This window comes from Agreia sp. Leaf244 (assembly GCF_001422695.1).
Classification (GTDB): Bacteria; Actinomycetota; Actinomycetes; order Actinomycetales; family Microbacteriaceae; genus Agreia.
The window spans coordinates 218786-236028 of the sequence record NZ_LMLX01000005.1; the positions used below are offsets into that span (position 1 = coordinate 218786).

Consider the following 17243-nt stretch of genomic DNA (forward strand, 5'->3'; position numbering starts at 1 on the left):
TCGGCGCCATCGTCCAGACTGGTGTCATGACTCCCGACTCCAGAGGCGCACGAGCCCCGGGCCGAGCGGTGATCGCCGGCGCCGGTGGCTTCATCGGCCAGGTGCTGCAGCGCGAACTCCGTTCAGAAGGCTACGAGGTCGTGCTCATCGGTCGAGCGGCTCCGGCCGTGGGCTGGCACGATGCCGCCGCCATCGACCGGGCCATCGACGGAGCCGCGCTCGTCATCAATCTCGCGGGCAAGAGCGTGAACTGCCGCTACACCGAGCCCAACCGGCTCGAGATCAGACGCTCGCGCGTCGAGACGACGAGACTCCTCAGCGAGTCGATCGCCCGCGTCGCCTCACCGCCGCCCCTCTGGCTGAATTCCAGTACGGCGACCATCTACCGGCACGCAGAGGATCGACCGCAGACCGAGTCGACCGGCGAGATCGGCTCGGGATTCTCCGTCTCGATCGCCACCGACTGGGAGCGCGAGTTCTTCGACGCAGACCTTCCGAAGACCCGGCGGGTCGCGCTCCGCATGGCGATCGTGCTCGGTCGGGGCGGCGCCCTCGAACCGCTCGAACGGGTCGCCCGGCTGGGGCTCGGCGGCACCCAGCACGACGGCTGGTGGTTCCGGTCGCTCTTCGGTTCGGCCGCCCGTCGTCGGGCGGGCGTCTGGCACCAGAAGCAGGGCACGAAAGGCCTCCAGAAGTTCAGCTGGGTGCACATCGACGACGTCGTCGGTGTCGTCCGCTTCATCCGCGACAGGCCGAACATCTCCGGCGTCGTCAATGTCAGCGCCCCCGAGCCGAGCGACAACAGACGCCTCATGGCCCTGCTGCGCCGCAACGTCGGAGCTCCCGTCGGGCTGCCCGCATACCGGTGGATGCTCGAGCCGGCCATGTGGCTGCTCCGAACCGAGACGGAGCTTATTCTGAAGAGCCGGTGGGTGCTGCCGGAGCGACTGCAGAACGCGGGCTACGTGTTCCGTCACGGCACGCTCGAGCAGGCGCTCGACGAACTCGCGCGGCCCGCGCCCCGCCCGACGAGTTAAGCTGACGGCACGATGTCGCAGCGCTATCCGAACCCGTCCTTCGCCCGTCTCGCCCTTGCGCCCGGACTTCTGGCGGCGATCCTGCTGCTCGCGGGGGTCGCCCTGGTCGAGAGCGACTGGTTCACGATCTTCCGCTACGCGATCAGCATCCTGGCGGCCATCATCGGAGTCTTCGCGTTCCAGGCCCGCCAGTGGTGGTGGCTTCCGGCGCTTGCGGCCATCGTGGTCGTCTGGAACCCCATCGTTCCCCTGCAGCTGGAGCTGCTCGTGTGGCAGATCCTCCACCTCGTCGCCGCGGTGGTGTTCGTCGTCGCCGGACTGCTGATCAAGGTGCCTCAGGCGCCAGACCCCGCCTCCACGCGACGCTGAGCCTCTCGAACGACCGTGTTCGCGGCCGTGTTCGCCGTGTCGTAGACTTTCCGAAAGGCCGGGTTGCATCGCTCTCCCCGTCGACCGTGACCATGTCATGTTGCTCGACGCCACATCCGGCTTGCACGACCGCACCGATCCCGGCTCGGGATCGTTATTGAAGCCTCGTCGTCCACTGAGGGAGCACGGACGGCGGAGCCCACACTCCACAGGAGGAGCATGTCTCGATCCGGCGGACGCCGATCACCCAAGAGCGTCGACAACACCGGCCTCATCCCGATCCTCGCGCGCAAGGTGCGCGAGGTCGAAGCGGCAGCGCAGCGCGGAAAGGTCGCGCCCTCCAACCGCACGAAGTTCCTGGTCGTCGCCCTCCTCGCCCGGGAGGAGCGCACGGCCGTGCGCAACAACCCGGATCTGGCCGAGTCCGACCGAGCGGAGCAGATCAAGCGTCTCGACGGCATCGGTTCGATCCTCGCTAAGACGGCGGCCCGCGACACCTCGCTGATCACGCTGCTCGAGAACGATGCACCGATCTCCCCGGTCGCGCAGAAGCTGCGCCGTCAGTACCTCGAAGATGCAGGCATAGAGGTGCCCGACGAGATCGTCGAAGCGCCGAAGCAGACCACGATGCTGCCGCCCGAGCTGGCGGAGCGCCAGGTGATTCCACAGTCGGTCAAGGCGCGTCAACTCGCGAATCCGTTCCTCGCACCCGACTTCGCGTCGTTCGAGACGCAGAAGCACTCGACGCACGGCCGCCTCTCGAACTGGGAGCTCCTCGGACCGCTCTTCCGCGCGTTCGAGTACGGCGCCGGCGGCCAGGTGGCCAGCATGGAGCTGCCCGAGGCGCCGCGCATCGACAGGCTCTCCCCGCCCGGGCAGGAGCTCATGCGCCACCAGGCCCGCTTCGTCGCGAGCGTGTCCCAGGGGCACCGGTCCTTCCTGCTGGCCGACGAGCCCGGCCTCGGAAAGACCGCGCAGTCGCTGCTGGCCGCATCCGTCGCCGATGCCTACCCGCTGCTCGCTGTCGTACCCAACGTCGTGAAGATGAACTGGGCGCGCGAGGTCGAACTCTGGACCCCGCACCGTCGCGCCACCGTCATCCACGGCGACGGTGCAGGGCTCGACGCCTTCGCCGACGTCGTGATCGTGAACTACGAGGTGCTCGACCGGCACCTCGCGTGGCTCAGCACGCTCGGCTTCCGCGGCATGGTGGTCGACGAGGCCCACTTCATCAAGAACCTGTCGTCGCAGCGATCGAAGCACGTGCTCGCACTGGCCGAGCGCATCCGGTCGCAGGCGCCCGGCGGAAACCCGCTCATGATGGCGCTCACCGGCACCCCGCTCATCAACGACATCGACGACTTCCGGGCCATCTGGCAGCTTCTCGGCTGGATCGACGGCACCAAGCCCACCCCGCAGCTGATGCAGCGACTCGAGGAGACCGGGCTCACCCCGGCCGACTTCGGGTTCTTCTCCGAGGCGCGCGAGGCGGTCATCGACATGGGCATCGTGCGGCGACGCAAGCTCGACGTCGCGGCCGACCTGCCGGCGAAGAGGGTCGTCGACCTGCCCGTGGAGCTCGACGACGACCTCGGCCGTTCGATCCGCGAGGCGGAGGCGGAGCTCGGTCGCCGGCTCGTCACCCGATACACGCGCCTGCTCGCCGCCCGCACGAAGTCCGATCCCGATGCCGAGGTGTCGACCGAGAACCTCATGCGCGCCGTCGCCCGACAGGAGATCGAGGAGTCGAAGGCCCAGGGCGGAAGCGGAGACAACGTCTTCACGATGGTGCGGCTCATCGGCCAGGCCAAGGCGTCGCTCGCCGCGGACTACACGGCCCAGCTCGCCCGTTCGGTCGGCAAGGTCGTGTTCTTCGCCAAGCACATCGACGTCATGGATCAGGCCGAGGAGGCCTTCGCCAAGGCGGGACTTCAGACCGTGTCGATCCGCGGAGACCAGTCGGCGCTGCACAGGCAGAAGGAGATCGACGCGTTCAACAACGATCCCTCCGTCGCCGTGGCCGTGTGCTCCCTGACCGCCGCCGGTGTGGGACTCAACCTGCAGGCCGCATCGAACGTGGTCCTGGCCGAACTGTCGTGGACCGCGGCCGAGCAGACCCAGGCGATCGACCGGGTGCACCGCATAGGCCAGGAGGAACCGGTCACCGCGTGGCGCATCGTCGCCGCCCAGACCATCGACGCGAAGATCGCCGAGCTCATCGACAGCAAGCAGGGTCTCGCCGCGCGAGCACTCGACGGTAGCGACGAAGAGGTCTCGTCGGGCGACAGCGTGCAGCTCGACGCGCTCGTGCACCTGCTGGAGCAGGCGCTCGAGAGCTGAACCTAGACCAGGTCGGGCACGCGTTCGCCGGCCGGTGGCGGGGGAGGCGGGGTGCCGTCTCCGAACGGGCGGCCCCCGAGGCTCTCGCGGCCCGACGGCTCGAGCCAGCCCGTCGCATCCGGCCCGACGGGCACGATCTGCGTCGGGTTCAGATCGGTGTGCACGATGTAGTAGTGCTGCTTGATCTGCTCGAAGTCGATGGTGTCTCCGAAACCGGGCGTCTGGAAGAGATCGCGCGCGTAAGCCCAGAGCACGGGCATCTCGGTGAGCTTCTGCCTGTTCGTCTTGAAGTGGCCGTGGTACACCGCATCGAAGCGCACGAGTGTCGTGAACAACCGGATGTCGGCCTCCGTGATCGTGTCGCCCACGAGATACCGTCGGCGGCTCAGCCGGTGGCCGAGCCAGTCGAGCCGCTCGAAGAGGGTGCGGTAGGCGCGCTCGTAGGACTTCTGCGAGCCCGCGAAACCGCACCGGTAGACGCCGTTGTTCACATCGGAGAAGACCAGGGCGTTCACCTCGTCGATCTCGGCGCGCAGGTGCTCGGGGTAGAGATCGGGAGCTCCCTCGCGGTGCCAGGCCGTCCACTCCGTGGCGAAGTCGATGGTGATCCGGGGGTAGTCGTTCGTCACCACCTTTCCGGTCGGCACGTCGACGATCGCGGGCACGGTGATGCCGCGGGGGTAGTCGGGGTACCGGGCGAGGAAGGCGTCCTGCAGGCGCGGGATCTTCAAGACGGGGTCGAGTCCGTCGGGGTCGAGATCGAAGCTCCAGCTGCGTTTGTCGTGCACCGGGCCAGCGATGCCCAGCGAGATGGTGTTCTCGAGGCCGAGCAGGCGCCGTGAGATGACGGCGCGATTCGCCCATGGGCAGCCCCGGGCCACGATCAGCCTGTACCGGTCGGCCTCGGCGGGCCACAGCATCCGGCCCTCGGCATCGTGGCCGGACTCGGTGCCCGAGGCGGTGATGCGGTCGTCGATGTAGTTCGTGTCTCGGGTGAACTCGGAGCCGGGGGTCACATAGGAGCCGGCCGTGCTCAGGTCGTCGTTCATATCTCGTTCACATCCATGTGGCAAGGTTAACCGCCCTTGCCGGGGTATGTGCTGGAGAGGTGACTATGAAAAAGCCGAGTGTGTCGCAGGCCCTCCGGGTGATGTCGTCCCTTCGACCGGGTTCGCATGCCCCGACTCCTCCCGCGCAGCCGCCCAGAGCCGAGCCGCATCCCAAGCACAACAGCACCGTCGACAACGCCGTCTACGCCGAGGGGCGTCGCGTGCTGTCGCCGACCAGCCTCGAGGACACGCTGGCCGGATGCTCCCGGTACGCCTCGTCGATGGCCTGGATCGGCCTCTACCGGCCCGACGAGACCGAGCTCGCCGCCATCCAGAAGGAATTCGATCTGCACCCTCTCGCGGTCGAGGACGCCATCGGTGCCCACCAGCGGCCCAAGCTCGAGCGCTACGGCAAGACCCTGTTCGTCGTCCTCCGCGCTGCCAGCTACTCCGATGAACGGGAGGAGGTCGACTTCGGCGAGCTCCACCTGTTCGTCGGCCCCAACTTCGTGGTCAGCGTGCGGCACAGCGAGTCGCCCGACCTCGCGGTTGTACGCCAGCGCATGGAGGCGGAACCGGAGCTGCTCGCCCTCGGCCCCGTCGCCGTGCTGTACGGCATCCTCGACGCGGTCGTCGACCAGTACCTGCCGGTCGTGTCGGGCCTCGAGAACGACATCGACGAGATCGAGGCCCAGGTCTTCGCCGGCGATGCCGAGGTGTCACGACGCATCTACGAGCTCTCGCAGGAGGTGCTCGACTTCCAGAGGGCCACGCTGCCCCTCGTCGGGATGCTCGAGACGCTGAGAGAGGGATTCGACGCGTTCGAGACGAACCTCGAGCTGCGTCGCGCGTTGCGAGACGTGGCCGATCACGTGGCGGTCGTGAACGATCGCGTCGACGGGTTCCGCAGCACCCTCCGCGAGATCCTCGCCGTGAACGCGACCCTGGTGGCCCAGCGCCAGAACGAGGACATGAAGGTTCTCGCCGAGGCCAGCAACCGGCAGAACGAGGAGGTGAAGAAGATCTCGGCGTGGGCGGCGATCTTCTTCGCGCCGACCGTGATCTCCGGCATCTACGGCATGAATTTCGCGGCCATGCCGGAGCTGCAATGGCAGTTCGGCTACCCGGTCACGATCGGCGTCATGCTGGTCGCGATGACCGGGCTCTACGTGATGTTCAAGCGTCGAGGGTGGCTCTGAGACCACCGAGCGACGTGGGCGGCCGCGCAGGATAGAATTGTCGTCAGCACAGACTGGGGCCGCCTGGGTACTGCTCAGAAAGGCTTGATATCTACTTGACCGGAAGCTCCGCCACTCACAACATCGACCTCGACGAGAGCGTCGAGGCCTTCACCCCCGAAGAGCTCTTCACTGCAGCCACGGGGGTGCACGGTGCACCCCGCTCGTGGCCCGAGCTGCACGGCAGGCCCGACGTCGTCGTCAAGAAGGGTCTCGCGACCCTCATCAACACGTCGCTGACTCCTCATCAGGCGCTCGTCGAAGACCTGCTCTTCATCCGCGACGCGTTCATCGCGGCCGGCATCGACTTCGTGCTGGTTCGCGGCAACGACGAACGGCCCGTGCTCGTGGTGGATGCTCCGCTGCGGCGCCGGGTGGAGAAGGCCCTCGCGGTCGCCTGCGCGAACGAACCGTTCTACTCGCGAACGGTCGGCGGTCGACGCAGGCCGCCCGTGCTGCTCGGCGACGGTCTGCTGTCCGAGAAGCGCAAGGCGAAGATCTTCCGGCTCTTCCGTCCGAGGCTCGAGCCGCTCGGCGGTCTCGCCTACGGGTCGTCGACCGGCATCGAGCTGCAGTTCTGGAGCATCGAGGGCGACGACTACATCTGCCCCGTCGAGAACTCCCTGACCCGCCGCGTGCTTCCGCTGGTCGAGGCCATTCCCGCCACGGTCGAGCTGTTCGGCCGCAACTGGGACACGTTCCAGGGCATGTTCGAACCGCACGCCACAGACGTGACATTCGACATCGACGTCGTCTTCTCCTGGGTCGACGGCAACGATGTCGAGTACCAGAAGGCGCGCGCCGCGCGCATGGAGGGCGTCGTGGTCGGCGAGGGCGACGAGGCGGATGCGCGCTACCGCCAGGTCGACGAGCTCAAGTACGCCCTCCGCTCCGTCTACCTCTTCGCACCCTGGGTGCGCAACATCTTCATCGCGACGGACTCGCCGCGACCCGCCTGGCTCGACGAGCACCCTCGCGTGCAGCTGATGCGCAGCGAGCAGTTCTTCGCCGACCCGTCGGTGCTGCCCACGCACAACTCGCAGGCCGTCGAGAGCCAGCTGCACAACATCCCCGGGCTGAGCGAGCACTTCCTGTACTCCAACGACGACATGTTCTTCGGTCGGCCTGTGCAGCCCTCCATGTTCTTCTCGTCGGGCGGCGTCACCAAGTTCATCGAGGCGACCACGCGCATCGGACTGGGATTCAGCGATCCGAGCCGCAGCGGCTTCGAGAACTCCGCCCGGGTCAACCGCGACCTGCTGCTCAAGAAGTTCGGTCACGTGATCACGCGCCACCTCGAGCACACGCCCGCCCCGCTGCGCAAGAGCGTGATCTCGCTGCTCGAGGCCGACTTCCCCGAGGAGTTCCGGCGTACGGCGGCGAGTCGCTTCCGCTCGAAGTCCGACATCTCGGTCACGAACTCGCTGTACCACTATTACGCACTGCTCGAGGGGCGCGCCGTCACCCAGGAGGACGCGAAGGTCCTCTACGTCGACACCACGCTGAAGAGCGGCCTGGGCCGCCTGCCGGCTCTCCTCCGCCGTCGTCAGTACGATCTCTTCTGCCTCAACGACGGCAGCTTTCCCGAGGTTCCCGCGGGGGAGCGCGCCGCGCTGATGGTCGACTTCCTCGAGAAGTACTTCCCGATCGCCGCTCCGTGGGAGAAGACGACGAACTGACCGTCGGCTCAGGGAGCCAGGGCGGGCTCCTGAGCGACCAGCTGCGGAACGGTGAGGACATCGTCGACGGGCAGCTCGATCGCTCGGGCAGGCCGGATGACGACGTTCTCGCGTTCGAGGATGCGAGCGGTCTCCTCCGCCGACGTGTACGACGTCGTGCTGTAGGAGCCGATCGGCACGACGGTATGAAGGATCGTGTTCTCGTACACGTGCACGAGGTTGAACCCCTGCGCCCCGTCGCGCGCCCGTGTTCCGCCGACCGGCACGTTGAGGTCTTGGGTGTAGCACGTCGCCGATGCGACGGAGACGGGGATTCCGGCGAACGTGGCCGTGCTCGAGTAGTGCAGGTGGCCCGCCAGGATCGATCGCACGTCGGATCCCTCGAGCACCTCGGCCAAGGCCGACTGGTCGCGAAGCTCCACGAGCACGGCGAGGTCGAGGACGCTCGGAACGGGAGGGTGGTGCAGGGCGAGGATCGTGCCGTGCGGCGCGGGGGAGGAGAGTTCCTCTGCCAGCCAGTCCAGTTGCTCGGGCGCGATCTCGCCGTGGTGGGCACCGGGCACGCTCGAGTCGAGCGCGATGATCCTCAGCCCGTTGACGTCGTGCACCCGGTCGATCGGCTTCATCGAGGGCAGCTGACCCAGCAGGCCGGCGCGGAACGACGCCCGGTTGTCGTGATTGCCCATCACCCAGATGAGCTGGGCGCCGAGCCGAGCGGCGACGGGCTCGACCATGGCGCGCAGCTTCTCGTATGCGCGGGGGTCGCCCTTGTCGGCGAGATCACCCGTGAAGACGATGGCCTCGGGGCGGGCTTTCGAGCTCTCGAGTTCGTCGAGCAGCTGGGCCAGGTGTGCCTCGGCGTCGACGGCCCCGTAGAGAAGGCCGTCACCGCCGATGAAGTGCGTGTCACTCAGGTGCAGGATGAAGTGATCGGGGCGGGCGTACTCGGCGGTTCTGACAGACATGTCAACCTCGGGTGTATGCCGGAGGTTCGCTCGACCTCCGTGCGGTTGCACCTAATAAACCATGTCCGACTGAACGATGGGTAAACGGCGCGCAGATTCGACGGTATTTCAGACCGGCGTCGCAGCCGTCAGCCCGAGGCGATCGAGCACCCAGGCGTACTCCTCGGCGACTTCCTTCCAGCGCTCGTAGCGCCCGCTGACGCCGCCGTGCCCGGCTGTCATCTCGGTGAGGAGAAGCACGGGCGCGCCCGCCTGGCGGAGCCGCGCCGTCCACTTGGCGGGCTCGACGTATAGCACGCGTGTGTCGTTGAGGCTCGTCACAGCAAGGATCGGCGGATAGGCGACGTCGTCGCGCACGTTCTCGTAGGGCGAATACGACTTCATGTAGGCGTAGACCTCGGCGTCGTGCAGCGGGTCGCCCCACTCGTCCCACTCGATGACCGTCAGGGGAAGATCGGGGTCGAGGATCGAGGTCAGCGCATCGACGAACGGCACCTGGGCCAGGATCCCGGCGAAGCGGTCGGGGGCCATGTTCGCGACCGCGCCCATGAGCAGTCCGCCGGCGCTTCCGCCCTGGGCGACCATCAGATCCGCCGTCGTCCTGCCGGAACGGATGAGTTCGTCGGCCACGGCGACGAAGTCGGTGAAGGTGTTCTTCTTCGTGAGCGTCTTGCCCTGCTCGTACCAGTGGCGGCCGAGCTCGCCGCCGCCGCGCACATGGGCAATGGCGAAGACCACTCCACGATCCAGCAGCGAGAGCCTCGGCACGGAGAAGCCGGGATCGATGCTCGCCTCGTACGAGCCGTAACCGTAGAGGAGCGTCGGCCGCGGCATCCCGTGCTCGTCGATCCGACGTCGCACGATGGAGACGGGAATGCGCGCGCCGTCGTCCGCCGTCGCCCAGACGCGCTCCTGCTCGTAGTCGAGCGGGTCGTAGTCGCCCTGAACGGACTGACGCTTCAGCAGCGTCATCGAGCCGTCGGTCACGGAGTAGTCGAAGACGGTCGACGGGGTCACGAACGAGGTGTAGCCGAGCCGTACCGTGTGCTGTGTCCACTCGGGGTTGCCCCCGGTGCCGACCTGGAAGAGGGCCTCGTCGAAGGGGATCTCCTCGATGGGGCCGAACGGATTCTCCGCATCGCCGAGCCGGATGACGGCCACGCGCGTCAGGCCGTCACGACGGTATTCGAGCGTGAGGTGATCGGCGAAGGCGTCGACCTCCTCGATGCGGCGGCCGGGGCTCGGCGCGACCACCGTTCGCCGGGTCGTCTCGTCGTGCGGGCTTGCTACGGGCACATCGACCACCTGGAAGTCCTCGGCGCCGTCGTTGTGCACGATGAGCAGGCGGTCCTCGCCCGAGACCACCGCGTGCTCGACCTGGTACTCGACTCCCTCTCGTCGCGGCCACACGACCTGGAACTCGCCCTCGAGGTCGTTCGTGTCGAGGATGCGCACCTCGCTGGTGATCTTCGAGGCGATGTCGAGCACGAGATAACGGCCGCTGCGGGTGAGTCCGACACCGACCCAGAACCTCTCGTCGGGCTCGGAGAAGACCGCGACGTCGTCGGACGGATCGGCGCCGACCGTGTGCCGCCAGATGGTGTCGGGGCGCCACGAATCGTCGACGGTCGGGTAGAAGACGACGCTCGCGTCCGGCGAGAACGTGGCCCCGGGGAAGGTGTCGGGAACCACGTCGGACCGGTTTGCGCCCGTGTCGAGGTCCCGTATGCGGAGCGTGTACCGCTCGTCTCCCGTCGTGTCGACCGAATAGGCGAGAAGGCGGCCGTCCAGCGACACGTCGAAGCTGCCCAGGGAGTAGAAGTCCGTTCCCTCCGCTTCGAGGTTGTCGTCGAGCAGCACCTGCTCCCGGTCGTCCTGCGCCGCGAGGTCGGGTGGCGTCCAGTCGTCGTCGCCGGAGATCGGAATACGGCAGTGGATGCCGTACTGCCGGCCTTCGACGGTGCGGGAGTAGTACCAGAATCGGCCATGGCGCACGGGCACCGAGAGGTCGGTCTCGAGCGTGCGCGCCTTGATCTCGTCGAAGATCGACTGGCGGAGTCCCTCGAGATGCGCGGTCGATGCGCGGGTGAACTCGTTCTCGGCATCGAGATAGGCGCGAACCGCCGGGTCGTCCTTCTGGCGCAGCCATTCGAACTCGTCGATGACCGTATCGCCGTGGTGGGTGCGCTCCGACGGGCGGCGCTCCGCTCGAGGAGCGTCGGGAACACGCGTCATATCAGGGCGACCAGTCTCGAGATGGCGGTCACGGGGATCGGCAGCCAGGCGGGGCGGTTGCGTGCCTCGTAGATGGACTCGTAGAGGGCCTTGTCGATCTCGAACGCGTCGAGGAGAACCCGGAAACGCTCGATGTCGACTCCGGCCCGGTCGGAGTATCCCTCGAGGAACGCCGTTCGCGAGGCCTGCGCCCAGCTCGCGGCGGATGCTCCGGGATGCGACTGCTCGAAGGATCCGGCCACATAGTCGAACGACCTGAGCATCCCGGCGACATCGCGAAGGGTCAGATCGGGGCGCGATCTCTCCGCCAGCGGCCTGAGCGGCTCGCCTTCGAAGTCGAGGAGCACCCACCCCCGATCAGGCACCGCGACCACCTGTCCCAGATGGTAGTCGCCGTGGATGCGTTGGAGCCTCGGCCACTCGGCCGACTCCGCTCCGGTGATGATCGCGTCGACCGCCGAGGCGTAGACGCCCAGTTCGGGCACCTCGGCGACGGCGGCGCCCAGGCGGCGGCGCATGCGGGAGGCCACCCCCGCCCGCTCCTCGGCCGTCGCGGCCACCGTCGGCATGATGTCGGCGAGCACGGCGTGCACCTCGGCCGTCGCGGCCCCGAGGCTGCGAGCCCGATCGGAGAAGTCCTCGTTCTGCTCGACCGCGTCGAGCGCCACGCGCCACGCGTCGCGCACTCCGGGGAGGAACCGCTGCGCGAAGGCGAGGTGGCCGCCATCGATCGGCGAGTCGAGTGATGCCTCGGCGCGCCAGGTGCCCGAGACGAATCCCACAGACGGCGGAACCAGCGTGCACCCGGCCTCCGCGAGCGCCGACTGCACGATGATGTCGGGATTCTCTCCGTGGTGCAGCGTTCGGAAGACCTTGCAGATGATGGGAAGGGAAGGCTCGCCTGAGGCATCGACCGTGTCGAAGATGATCGAGGTGTTCGACTGCTCGCCTCGGAGAACCTGCGAGTGAGCGAACGACGAGTGCGAGGCCGTGGGATGGCGATGACCGGCAGCGGACGCTCCCGAGGAGCGCTCGCTCTGCACCCCGACGCCTCCATCGAGGATGAACTCCAGAAGGGCCGCGCAGTAGGCGGGATCGTGCGGCGCGTCGTACACCCAGAGCGTGGCAGGCGCGCCGTCGACGATGCCGTCGACCGTGCCGACGAGGGTCGTTTCCGCCGCATCCGGTCTCGGCGCGGAGCGGTAAGCGAGGGGCACCTGGTAGAGCGTGGATGCCGCGCCCGAACTGTCGCGCAGCAGGTGCGTGACGAAGGCGGTGCCGTCGGGCCCAGGTGGCAGCAGCCATTCGCCCACGAGCGCGAGGTCGGGATTCGACCCTGCACTCTGGTACCAGCGCTGACGCGCGACCCACTCGGGGAGGGTGTTCGGACGGCGATCAGGACGGACAACACCAGCGGTCATTCCTTGACCCTACCTCGGGCACGGTGCGAGTCAGGGGGGCTTGCCCGCACGGGATTAGGCTCGAAGCATGACGAGTGCACCCACACACCTGCTGGCCGACGGCAATTCTCTTCCCGCCGTGGGGCTGGGAACCTACCCGCTCACGGGTCCGGATGCGGTCGCCGCCGTGAGCGCGGGGCTCAGGGCCGGTTACCGCCTGGTCGACAGTGCCGTGAACTACGGAAACGAGGATGCCGTCGGCGAGGCGATCCGCACCGCAGGGATACCTCGCGACGAGATCGTCGTCACGACGAAACTGCCCGGTCGAGACCACGGCTACGAGAGCACGCTCTCCTCGTTCCAGTCGTCGCTCGACAGGCTCGGGCTCGAGCGCATCGACCTCTATCTCATCCACTGGCCGAACCCGGGCGACGACAGGTACGTCGACAGCTGGCGGGCCATGGTGCACCTGCACGAACAGGGCCTCGCCCGGTCGATCGGTGTCTCCAACTTCACCGAGGACTACCTGACGCGGCTGCAGTCCGAGACGGGCGTTCTTCCCACCGTGAACCAGGTGGAGCTGCACCCGTACTTCCCGCAGCTCGCATTGCGCGAGTTCCACGAGCTGCACAACATCCGCACCGAGTCGTGGAGCCCGCTCGGCAAGGGTTCCGACGTGCTCGCCTCGCCGGTAATCGTTCGCGCGGCCAGGGCGCATGGAGTGACGGAGGCGCAGGTCGTTCTGCGCTGGCACGTGCAGCTCGGCAGTGTGCCGCTGCCGAAGTCGGCCGACCCGGCGCGGCAGGCCCAGAACCTCGACATCTTCGGCTTCGAGCTCACCTCAGAGGAGATCGAGGAGATCACCCTGCTGGGCCGGCCGGACGGCAGGCTGTTCGGTGCCGACCCGGTGACTCACAACGAGCGGTGACCCGCAACGAGCAGTGACGTTCGGTCCGCTCAGCCGAGCGATCCGATGATCGACTCGACGATCGCCCGGGCTTCGTCGCCCGCAGTCCCCGGCGTCATGGTGAAGATGTGGTCGGCACCCGAGAAACTCGTGAGCTCGAAGTCGACGCCGGCGGCCTCGGCGCGGGTCTCGAGCACGAGTGTGTCCGGATAGAGGATGTCATTCGTTCCGGCGAGCACGGTGGTCGGGGCGAGGCCGGTGAGGGTGCCGTTCACCGGACTCAGCCGGTACCCGGACGGATCGTCGCCGTGGGCCCAGGCGAGGCCGTTCGGCACCAGCGCGTCTCGGTCGAGCAGCACGTCTGTCGTGTCGATCGCGGGGATGGCGGGATTCGTCAGGGTCAGATCGAGCCAGGGCGAGAGCAGCACGATGCGATCGGGCTGGGCGACCCCCGCCTCGAGCAGGCTCTCCGCGAATCCGAGAGCCAAGCCGCCGCCGGCGGAACCGCCCATCAGCACGATCGGCGAATCGGGATGCGATCTGCGGAGCTCGAGGTAGACATCCATGATCTGCTCGTACGCGACCCGGTAGCCGTACTCCGGCGCAAGGGCGTAGATCGGCATCGTGATGGTCGCATCGACGGTGTCGAGGATCCGATCGAAGAACGGGGCGTGCAGCGCCGAGGCCTCATGCACGTACGAGCCCCCGTGAATGAAGAGCACCTGCACGTCGGAGGCCTTCTCCGCGCTCGAGAAGACCTCGGAGGTGACACCGGCGACGAGCGCCTGTTTCGGTGGCAATGCGGCGGATGCGGCGGCGACCCGGTCCGCGTCGTTGCGGCCCGACCACGCCTGCCCGCAGGCGACGACGAGGAGCCCGACGAGGAGCATTCCGCACAGGGCGACGAGAAGACGACGCATCGGCACTACCCGTCCATCTGCTCGGGACCCGCCGAAGAAGTTGACCGTGCGGATCGAAGAATGCCAGTATCGACATGCCCGTCAACAGGGCAACCCTAGACACCCTAATAGTGTGTGAACTCATCGCGAACGAATGCGGTGTAATTCGCCTTACGCGAACGTGTGTGCACCTCTAGAGAGAGTCGCTGGTGGATCTCACCCTCATCGTTGTCCTGGTCGTCGTCCTGGCCCTCTTCTTCGACTTCACGAACGGTTTTCACGACACCGCGAACGCCATGGCGACGCCGATCGCGACGGGTGCGCTGAAACCCCGGATGGCCGTCGGGCTCGCCGCCGTGCTGAACCTGGTGGGCGCGTTCCTCAGCACGGAGGTCGCCCGTACGATCTCGGGCGGCCTGATCAGGGAGGGCGACGGGGGCATCCAGATCACCCCGGAGATGATCTTCGCCGGGCTCATCGGTGCAGTGTGCTGGAACATGGTCACGTGGCTGTTCGGCCTGCCGTCGAGCTCGTCGCACGCCCTGTTCGGCGGACTCATCGGGGCCGCGATCGTCGGAGCCGGCGTCGGTGCGGTCGACTTCAGCGTGCTGGTCTCCAAGGTCGTTCTGCCCGCACTCGTCGCTCCGATCGTGGCCGGCTTCGTCGCCTTTGCGGCCACGCGGCTCGCCTACGCGATCACGCGCGACCCCGCCACGGGCCGAGGGCTCGGGCGCGGCAACTTCCGGTACGCGCAGATCTTCTCGTCGTCGCTCGTCGCGCTCGCCCACGGCACGAACGATGCCCAGAAGACGATGGGCGTGATCACCCTCACCCTGATCGCCACCGGCTCGCAGGCGGTCGGCACGGGCCCGGAGTTCTGGGTCATCGCGGCCTGCGCCCTGGCCATCGCGCTCGGCACGTACACCGGCGGCTGGCGGATCATCAAGACGATGGGAACCGGACTCACGGACATCAAGCCGGCCCAGGGCTTCGCAGCGGAGACCTCGACCGCCGCCACCATCCTCGCCTCGAGCCACTTGGGCTTCGCGCTCTCGACCACGCAGGTCGCCTCGGGCTCCGTGATCGGCTCGGGACTCGGACGCAAGGGTGCGTCCGTGCGATGGCGCACCGCGGGCCGCATCGGCGTCGGGTGGCTGCTGACGCTTCCGGCCGCTGCGGCGGTCGGTGCGATCGCCGCCCTTCTCGCCACCATCGGACCGGTCGGCATCGTCATCGACGCCGTGCTCGGCCTGGGAGTGATCGTGGCGATCTTCGTCATCTCCTCCCGCGACCAGGTCACCAGCGGCACGGTCGTCAGCGAGGTCGACGCGGCCGTCGGCGCCGTGCGTACCCCCAAGGCCACACGCAGGAACCTGAAGAAGAAGAGGCAGGCGGCCGAATGATCGACTGGGCAGCATTCGCCATCGTGGCCGTGGCCGCGCTCGTGTCGGCGTCGGTGGTCGTGAGTCTGTTCGCTTTCGGGCTCCGCCTGTTGAACGTGGGACGAGGCGTCGACGCCGACGACAGTCCGGGCGCGATAGAGACCACCGAATCCGGCTCCGTCTCGGTCGTGCCCGCACAGCAGGAGGGCCGTCCACGATGGGCCACATTCTGCGCGGTGATCTGCTTCGGCCTCTGCATCCTGGCCGTGCTGTTCGGCATCTACCTGATCGTGCCGTTCTTCCACGCGAGCTGAGGCGAGGGGCGCTAGTCTCGGGGCCATGGATTCCTCGACGGCCATTCCCGATCTCGTCGCCGCCGTGCGCGGCCGCTTCGACTCGGGGCGCACGCGTTCTCTCCGCTGGAGGCTCGAGCAGCTGACGGGACTCCGCGACTTCCTGATCGAGCGGGGTCCTGAACTCGAGAAGGCCCTCCGTTCCGACCTGGCGAAGAACCCGAGCGAGTCCCAGCTCACAGAGATCGGCGTCGTGCTCTCCGAGGTGACGCACACGATCTCGCAGCTACGGGCATGGCTCCGCCCGCGTCGGGTGGGCGTTCCCCTCGCCCTGGCTCCGGCCACCGCGTCCGTCATGCTCGAGCCGCTGGGCGTCGTGCTCATCATCTCGCCGTGGAACTACCCCGTTCAGCTCCTGCTGGCGCCGCTGGTCGGCGCCCTCGCCGCGGGCAACGCCGTCGTGCTCAAGCCGAGCGAGCTCGCTCCCGCGACCTCGGCCGTGATGGCCCGCTTCCTGCCGCGCTATCTCGACGACCGCGCCGTCGCGGTGGTAGAAGGGGCGGTCGACGAGACCACCGAGCTGCTCGCGCAGCGCTTCGACCACATCTTCTACACCGGCAACTCGAGGGTTGCGCGCATCGTGGCGCAGGCGGCGGCGAAGAACCTCACGCCCGTCACCCTCGAGCTCGGAGGCAAGTCGCCCGTCTACGTCGATGACACCGTCGACATCGACGCCGCAGCCAGGCGGATCGCGTGGGGCAAGTTCCTCAACGCCGGGCAGACATGCGTGGCGCCCGACTACGTTCTGGCGACGCCGGATGTCTCGGCTCGCCTCGTCGACGCTTTGCGCGTCGCGATCTCCTCGCTCTACGGCGGCGACGCGCACGAGACGGCCGACTACGGCCGCATCGTCAACGACGCCCAGTTCGCGCGGCTCACGGGTCTCCTGAACGACCAGCAGGCCGCCATCGGCGGTCGATCCGAGGCGACGGAGCGGTACATCGAGCCGACGGTGCTGGTCGACGTCGGTCTGCACGACGAGGTCATGACGCAGGAGATCTTCGGACCGATCCTGCCGATCGTGACCGTCACCGGCCTCGACGACGCACTCGCCGTCATCCGTGCCGGTGACAAGCCGCTCGCGCTCTACGTGTTCAGCGACGACAAGGATGCCCGCCGCCGGTTCCTGACCGAGACGTCGTCGGGCGCGGTCGGCTTCGGTGTGACGGTGGCTCATCTCAGTGTGCCCGGGCTGCCGTTCGGCGGAGTGGGGGAGAGCGGCACCGGCAGCTATCACGGGCGGAGGAGCGTGGAGACGTTCAGCCACGAGAAGGCCGTGCTGTCGAAGCCGCTTGCGCCGGACACCCTCGGTCTGGTCTACCCGCCCTACACGCCGAAGCGCAGCTCGTTCATCAGAGGCCTGCTGCGCAGGCTGAGTTAGGGTTGTTTC

At 67.7% G+C, this 17243-nt stretch carries 14 protein-coding genes; 9 read left to right on the forward strand and 5 right to left on the reverse strand.

The annotated features are described in order from the left end of the window. The first annotated feature begins 26 nt into the window (after window positions 1-26). The 3 genes from ASF06_RS15330 to ASF06_RS15340 all read left to right on the forward strand — a co-directional run bounded on the left by ASF06_RS15330 (window position 27) and on the right by ASF06_RS15340 (window position 3746). Window positions 27-1037 (forward strand): epimerase, encoded by a 1011-nt coding sequence (locus ASF06_RS15330; RefSeq protein WP_055949733.1) that lies wholly within the window; start codon window positions 27-29, stop codon window positions 1035-1037. 12 nt (window positions 1038-1049) lie between these two features. After that, window positions 1050-1406: a DUF6804 family protein gene (locus ASF06_RS15335; RefSeq protein WP_055949035.1), complete on the forward strand. Its 357-nt coding sequence runs from the start codon at window positions 1050-1052 to the stop codon at window positions 1404-1406. Window positions 1407-1625: 219 nt separating this feature from the next. After that, window positions 1626-3746: a DEAD/DEAH box helicase gene (locus tag ASF06_RS15340; RefSeq protein WP_055949038.1), complete on the forward strand. Its 2121-nt coding sequence runs from the start codon at window positions 1626-1628 to the stop codon at window positions 3744-3746. Between the two features lie 2 nt (window positions 3747-3748). Here the strand turns inward: ASF06_RS15340 and ASF06_RS15345 are convergent, their stop codons facing one another. Further along, entirely contained in the window at window positions 3749-4795 is a 1047-nt protein-coding gene (locus tag ASF06_RS15345; protein ID WP_055949041.1) for a glutathione S-transferase family protein, read from the reverse strand. 65 nt (window positions 4796-4860) lie between these two features. On the opposite strand from ASF06_RS15345, the gene ASF06_RS15350 reads away from it, so the two are divergent. Both ASF06_RS15350 and ASF06_RS15355 read left to right on the forward strand, forming a co-directional pair. Continuing rightward, window positions 4861-5994 (forward strand): magnesium and cobalt transport protein CorA, encoded by a 1134-nt coding sequence (locus ASF06_RS15350; protein WP_055949044.1) that lies wholly within the window; start codon window positions 4861-4863, stop codon window positions 5992-5994. A 95-nt stretch (window positions 5995-6089) separates the two neighbouring features. Beyond that, window positions 6090-7712, forward strand: coding sequence for a stealth family protein (locus tag ASF06_RS15355; protein ID WP_055929246.1), 1623 nt, complete (start codon window positions 6090-6092; stop codon window positions 7710-7712). A gap of 8 nt (window positions 7713-7720) precedes the next feature. Here ASF06_RS15355 and ASF06_RS15360 read toward each other — a convergent pair whose 3' ends face one another. The 3 genes from ASF06_RS15360 to ASF06_RS15370 form a co-directional block, all read right to left on the reverse strand. Further along, window positions 7721-8677, reverse strand: a complete 957-nt coding sequence (locus ASF06_RS15360; protein ID WP_055949047.1) for a phosphodiesterase — start codon at window positions 8675-8677, stop codon at window positions 7721-7723. A gap of 108 nt (window positions 8678-8785) precedes the next feature. Beyond that, the gene (locus ASF06_RS15365) at window positions 8786-10912 is read right to left on the reverse strand and encodes a S9 family peptidase (protein WP_055949050.1); all 2127 of its coding nucleotides are present in this window, start codon (window positions 10910-10912) and stop codon (window positions 8786-8788) included. Then, window positions 10909-12333 (reverse strand): maltokinase N-terminal cap-like domain-containing protein, encoded by a 1425-nt coding sequence (locus ASF06_RS15370; protein ID WP_055949053.1) that lies wholly within the window; start codon window positions 12331-12333, stop codon window positions 10909-10911. Before ASF06_RS15370 ends, ASF06_RS15365 begins: the two co-directional genes overlap by 4 nt. 67 nt (window positions 12334-12400) lie before the next feature. On the opposite strand from ASF06_RS15370, the gene ASF06_RS15375 reads away from it, so the two are divergent. After that, window positions 12401-13240 (forward strand): aldo/keto reductase, encoded by an 840-nt coding sequence (locus ASF06_RS15375; protein WP_055949056.1) that lies wholly within the window; start codon window positions 12401-12403, stop codon window positions 13238-13240. A gap of 29 nt (window positions 13241-13269) precedes the next feature. On the opposite strand, the gene ASF06_RS15380 is transcribed toward ASF06_RS15375, so the two are convergent. Continuing rightward, window positions 13270-14139 (reverse strand): alpha/beta hydrolase, encoded by an 870-nt coding sequence (locus ASF06_RS15380; protein ID WP_055949059.1) that lies wholly within the window; start codon window positions 14137-14139, stop codon window positions 13270-13272. Window positions 14140-14327: 188 nt separating this feature from the next. On the opposite strand from ASF06_RS15380, the gene ASF06_RS15385 reads away from it, so the two are divergent. The 3 genes from ASF06_RS15385 to ASF06_RS15395 are packed head-to-tail and all read left to right on the forward strand — an operon-like array spanning window position 14328 to window position 17234. Next, window positions 14328-15521 carry an inorganic phosphate transporter gene (locus ASF06_RS15385; protein WP_055949062.1) on the forward strand — a complete coding sequence of 398 codons (1194 nt, stop codon included), beginning with the start codon at window positions 14328-14330 and terminating at the stop codon, window positions 15519-15521. After that, window positions 15518-15814, forward strand: a complete 297-nt coding sequence (locus tag ASF06_RS15390; RefSeq protein WP_055949065.1) for a hypothetical protein — start codon at window positions 15518-15520, stop codon at window positions 15812-15814. Before ASF06_RS15385 ends, ASF06_RS15390 begins: the two co-directional genes overlap by 4 nt. Window positions 15815-15839: 25 nt before the next feature. Next, a complete protein-coding gene (locus ASF06_RS15395; protein ID WP_055949068.1) occupies window positions 15840-17234 on the forward strand; it encodes an aldehyde dehydrogenase family protein in 1395 nt (464 codons plus the stop codon). Window positions 17235-17243: the final 9 nt, after the last annotated feature.

Excerpts from the sequence above, each read along its gene's own strand:
- ASF06_RS15330 (WP_055949733.1), top strand. The coding sequence starts at position 27 with ATGACTCCCGACTCCAGAGGCGCACGAGCCCCGGGCCGAGCGGTGATC.
- ASF06_RS15335 (WP_055949035.1), top strand. The coding sequence starts at position 1,050 with ATGTCGCAGCGCTATCCGAACCCGTCCTTCGCCCGTCTCGCCCTTGCG.
- ASF06_RS15340 (WP_055949038.1), top strand. The coding sequence starts at position 1,626 with ATGTCTCGATCCGGCGGACGCCGATCACCCAAGAGCGTCGACAACACC.
- ASF06_RS15345 (WP_055949041.1), bottom strand. The coding sequence starts at position 4,795 with ATGAACGACGACCTGAGCACGGCCGGCTCCTATGTGACCCCCGGCTCC.
- ASF06_RS15350 (WP_055949044.1), top strand. The coding sequence starts at position 4,861 with ATGAAAAAGCCGAGTGTGTCGCAGGCCCTCCGGGTGATGTCGTCCCTT.
- ASF06_RS15360 (WP_055949047.1), bottom strand. The coding sequence starts at position 8,677 with ATGTCTGTCAGAACCGCCGAGTACGCCCGCCCCGATCACTTCATCCTG.
- ASF06_RS15365 (WP_055949050.1), bottom strand. The coding sequence starts at position 10,912 with ATGACGCGTGTTCCCGACGCTCCTCGAGCGGAGCGCCGCCCGTCGGAG.
- ASF06_RS15370 (WP_055949053.1), bottom strand. The coding sequence starts at position 12,333 with ATGACCGCTGGTGTTGTCCGTCCTGATCGCCGTCCGAACACCCTCCCC.
- ASF06_RS15375 (WP_055949056.1), top strand. The coding sequence starts at position 12,401 with ATGACGAGTGCACCCACACACCTGCTGGCCGACGGCAATTCTCTTCCC.
- ASF06_RS15380 (WP_055949059.1), bottom strand. The coding sequence starts at position 14,139 with ATGCGTCGTCTTCTCGTCGCCCTGTGCGGAATGCTCCTCGTCGGGCTC.
- ASF06_RS15390 (WP_055949065.1), top strand. The coding sequence starts at position 15,518 with ATGATCGACTGGGCAGCATTCGCCATCGTGGCCGTGGCCGCGCTCGTG.
- ASF06_RS15395 (WP_055949068.1), top strand. The coding sequence starts at position 15,840 with ATGGATTCCTCGACGGCCATTCCCGATCTCGTCGCCGCCGTGCGCGGC.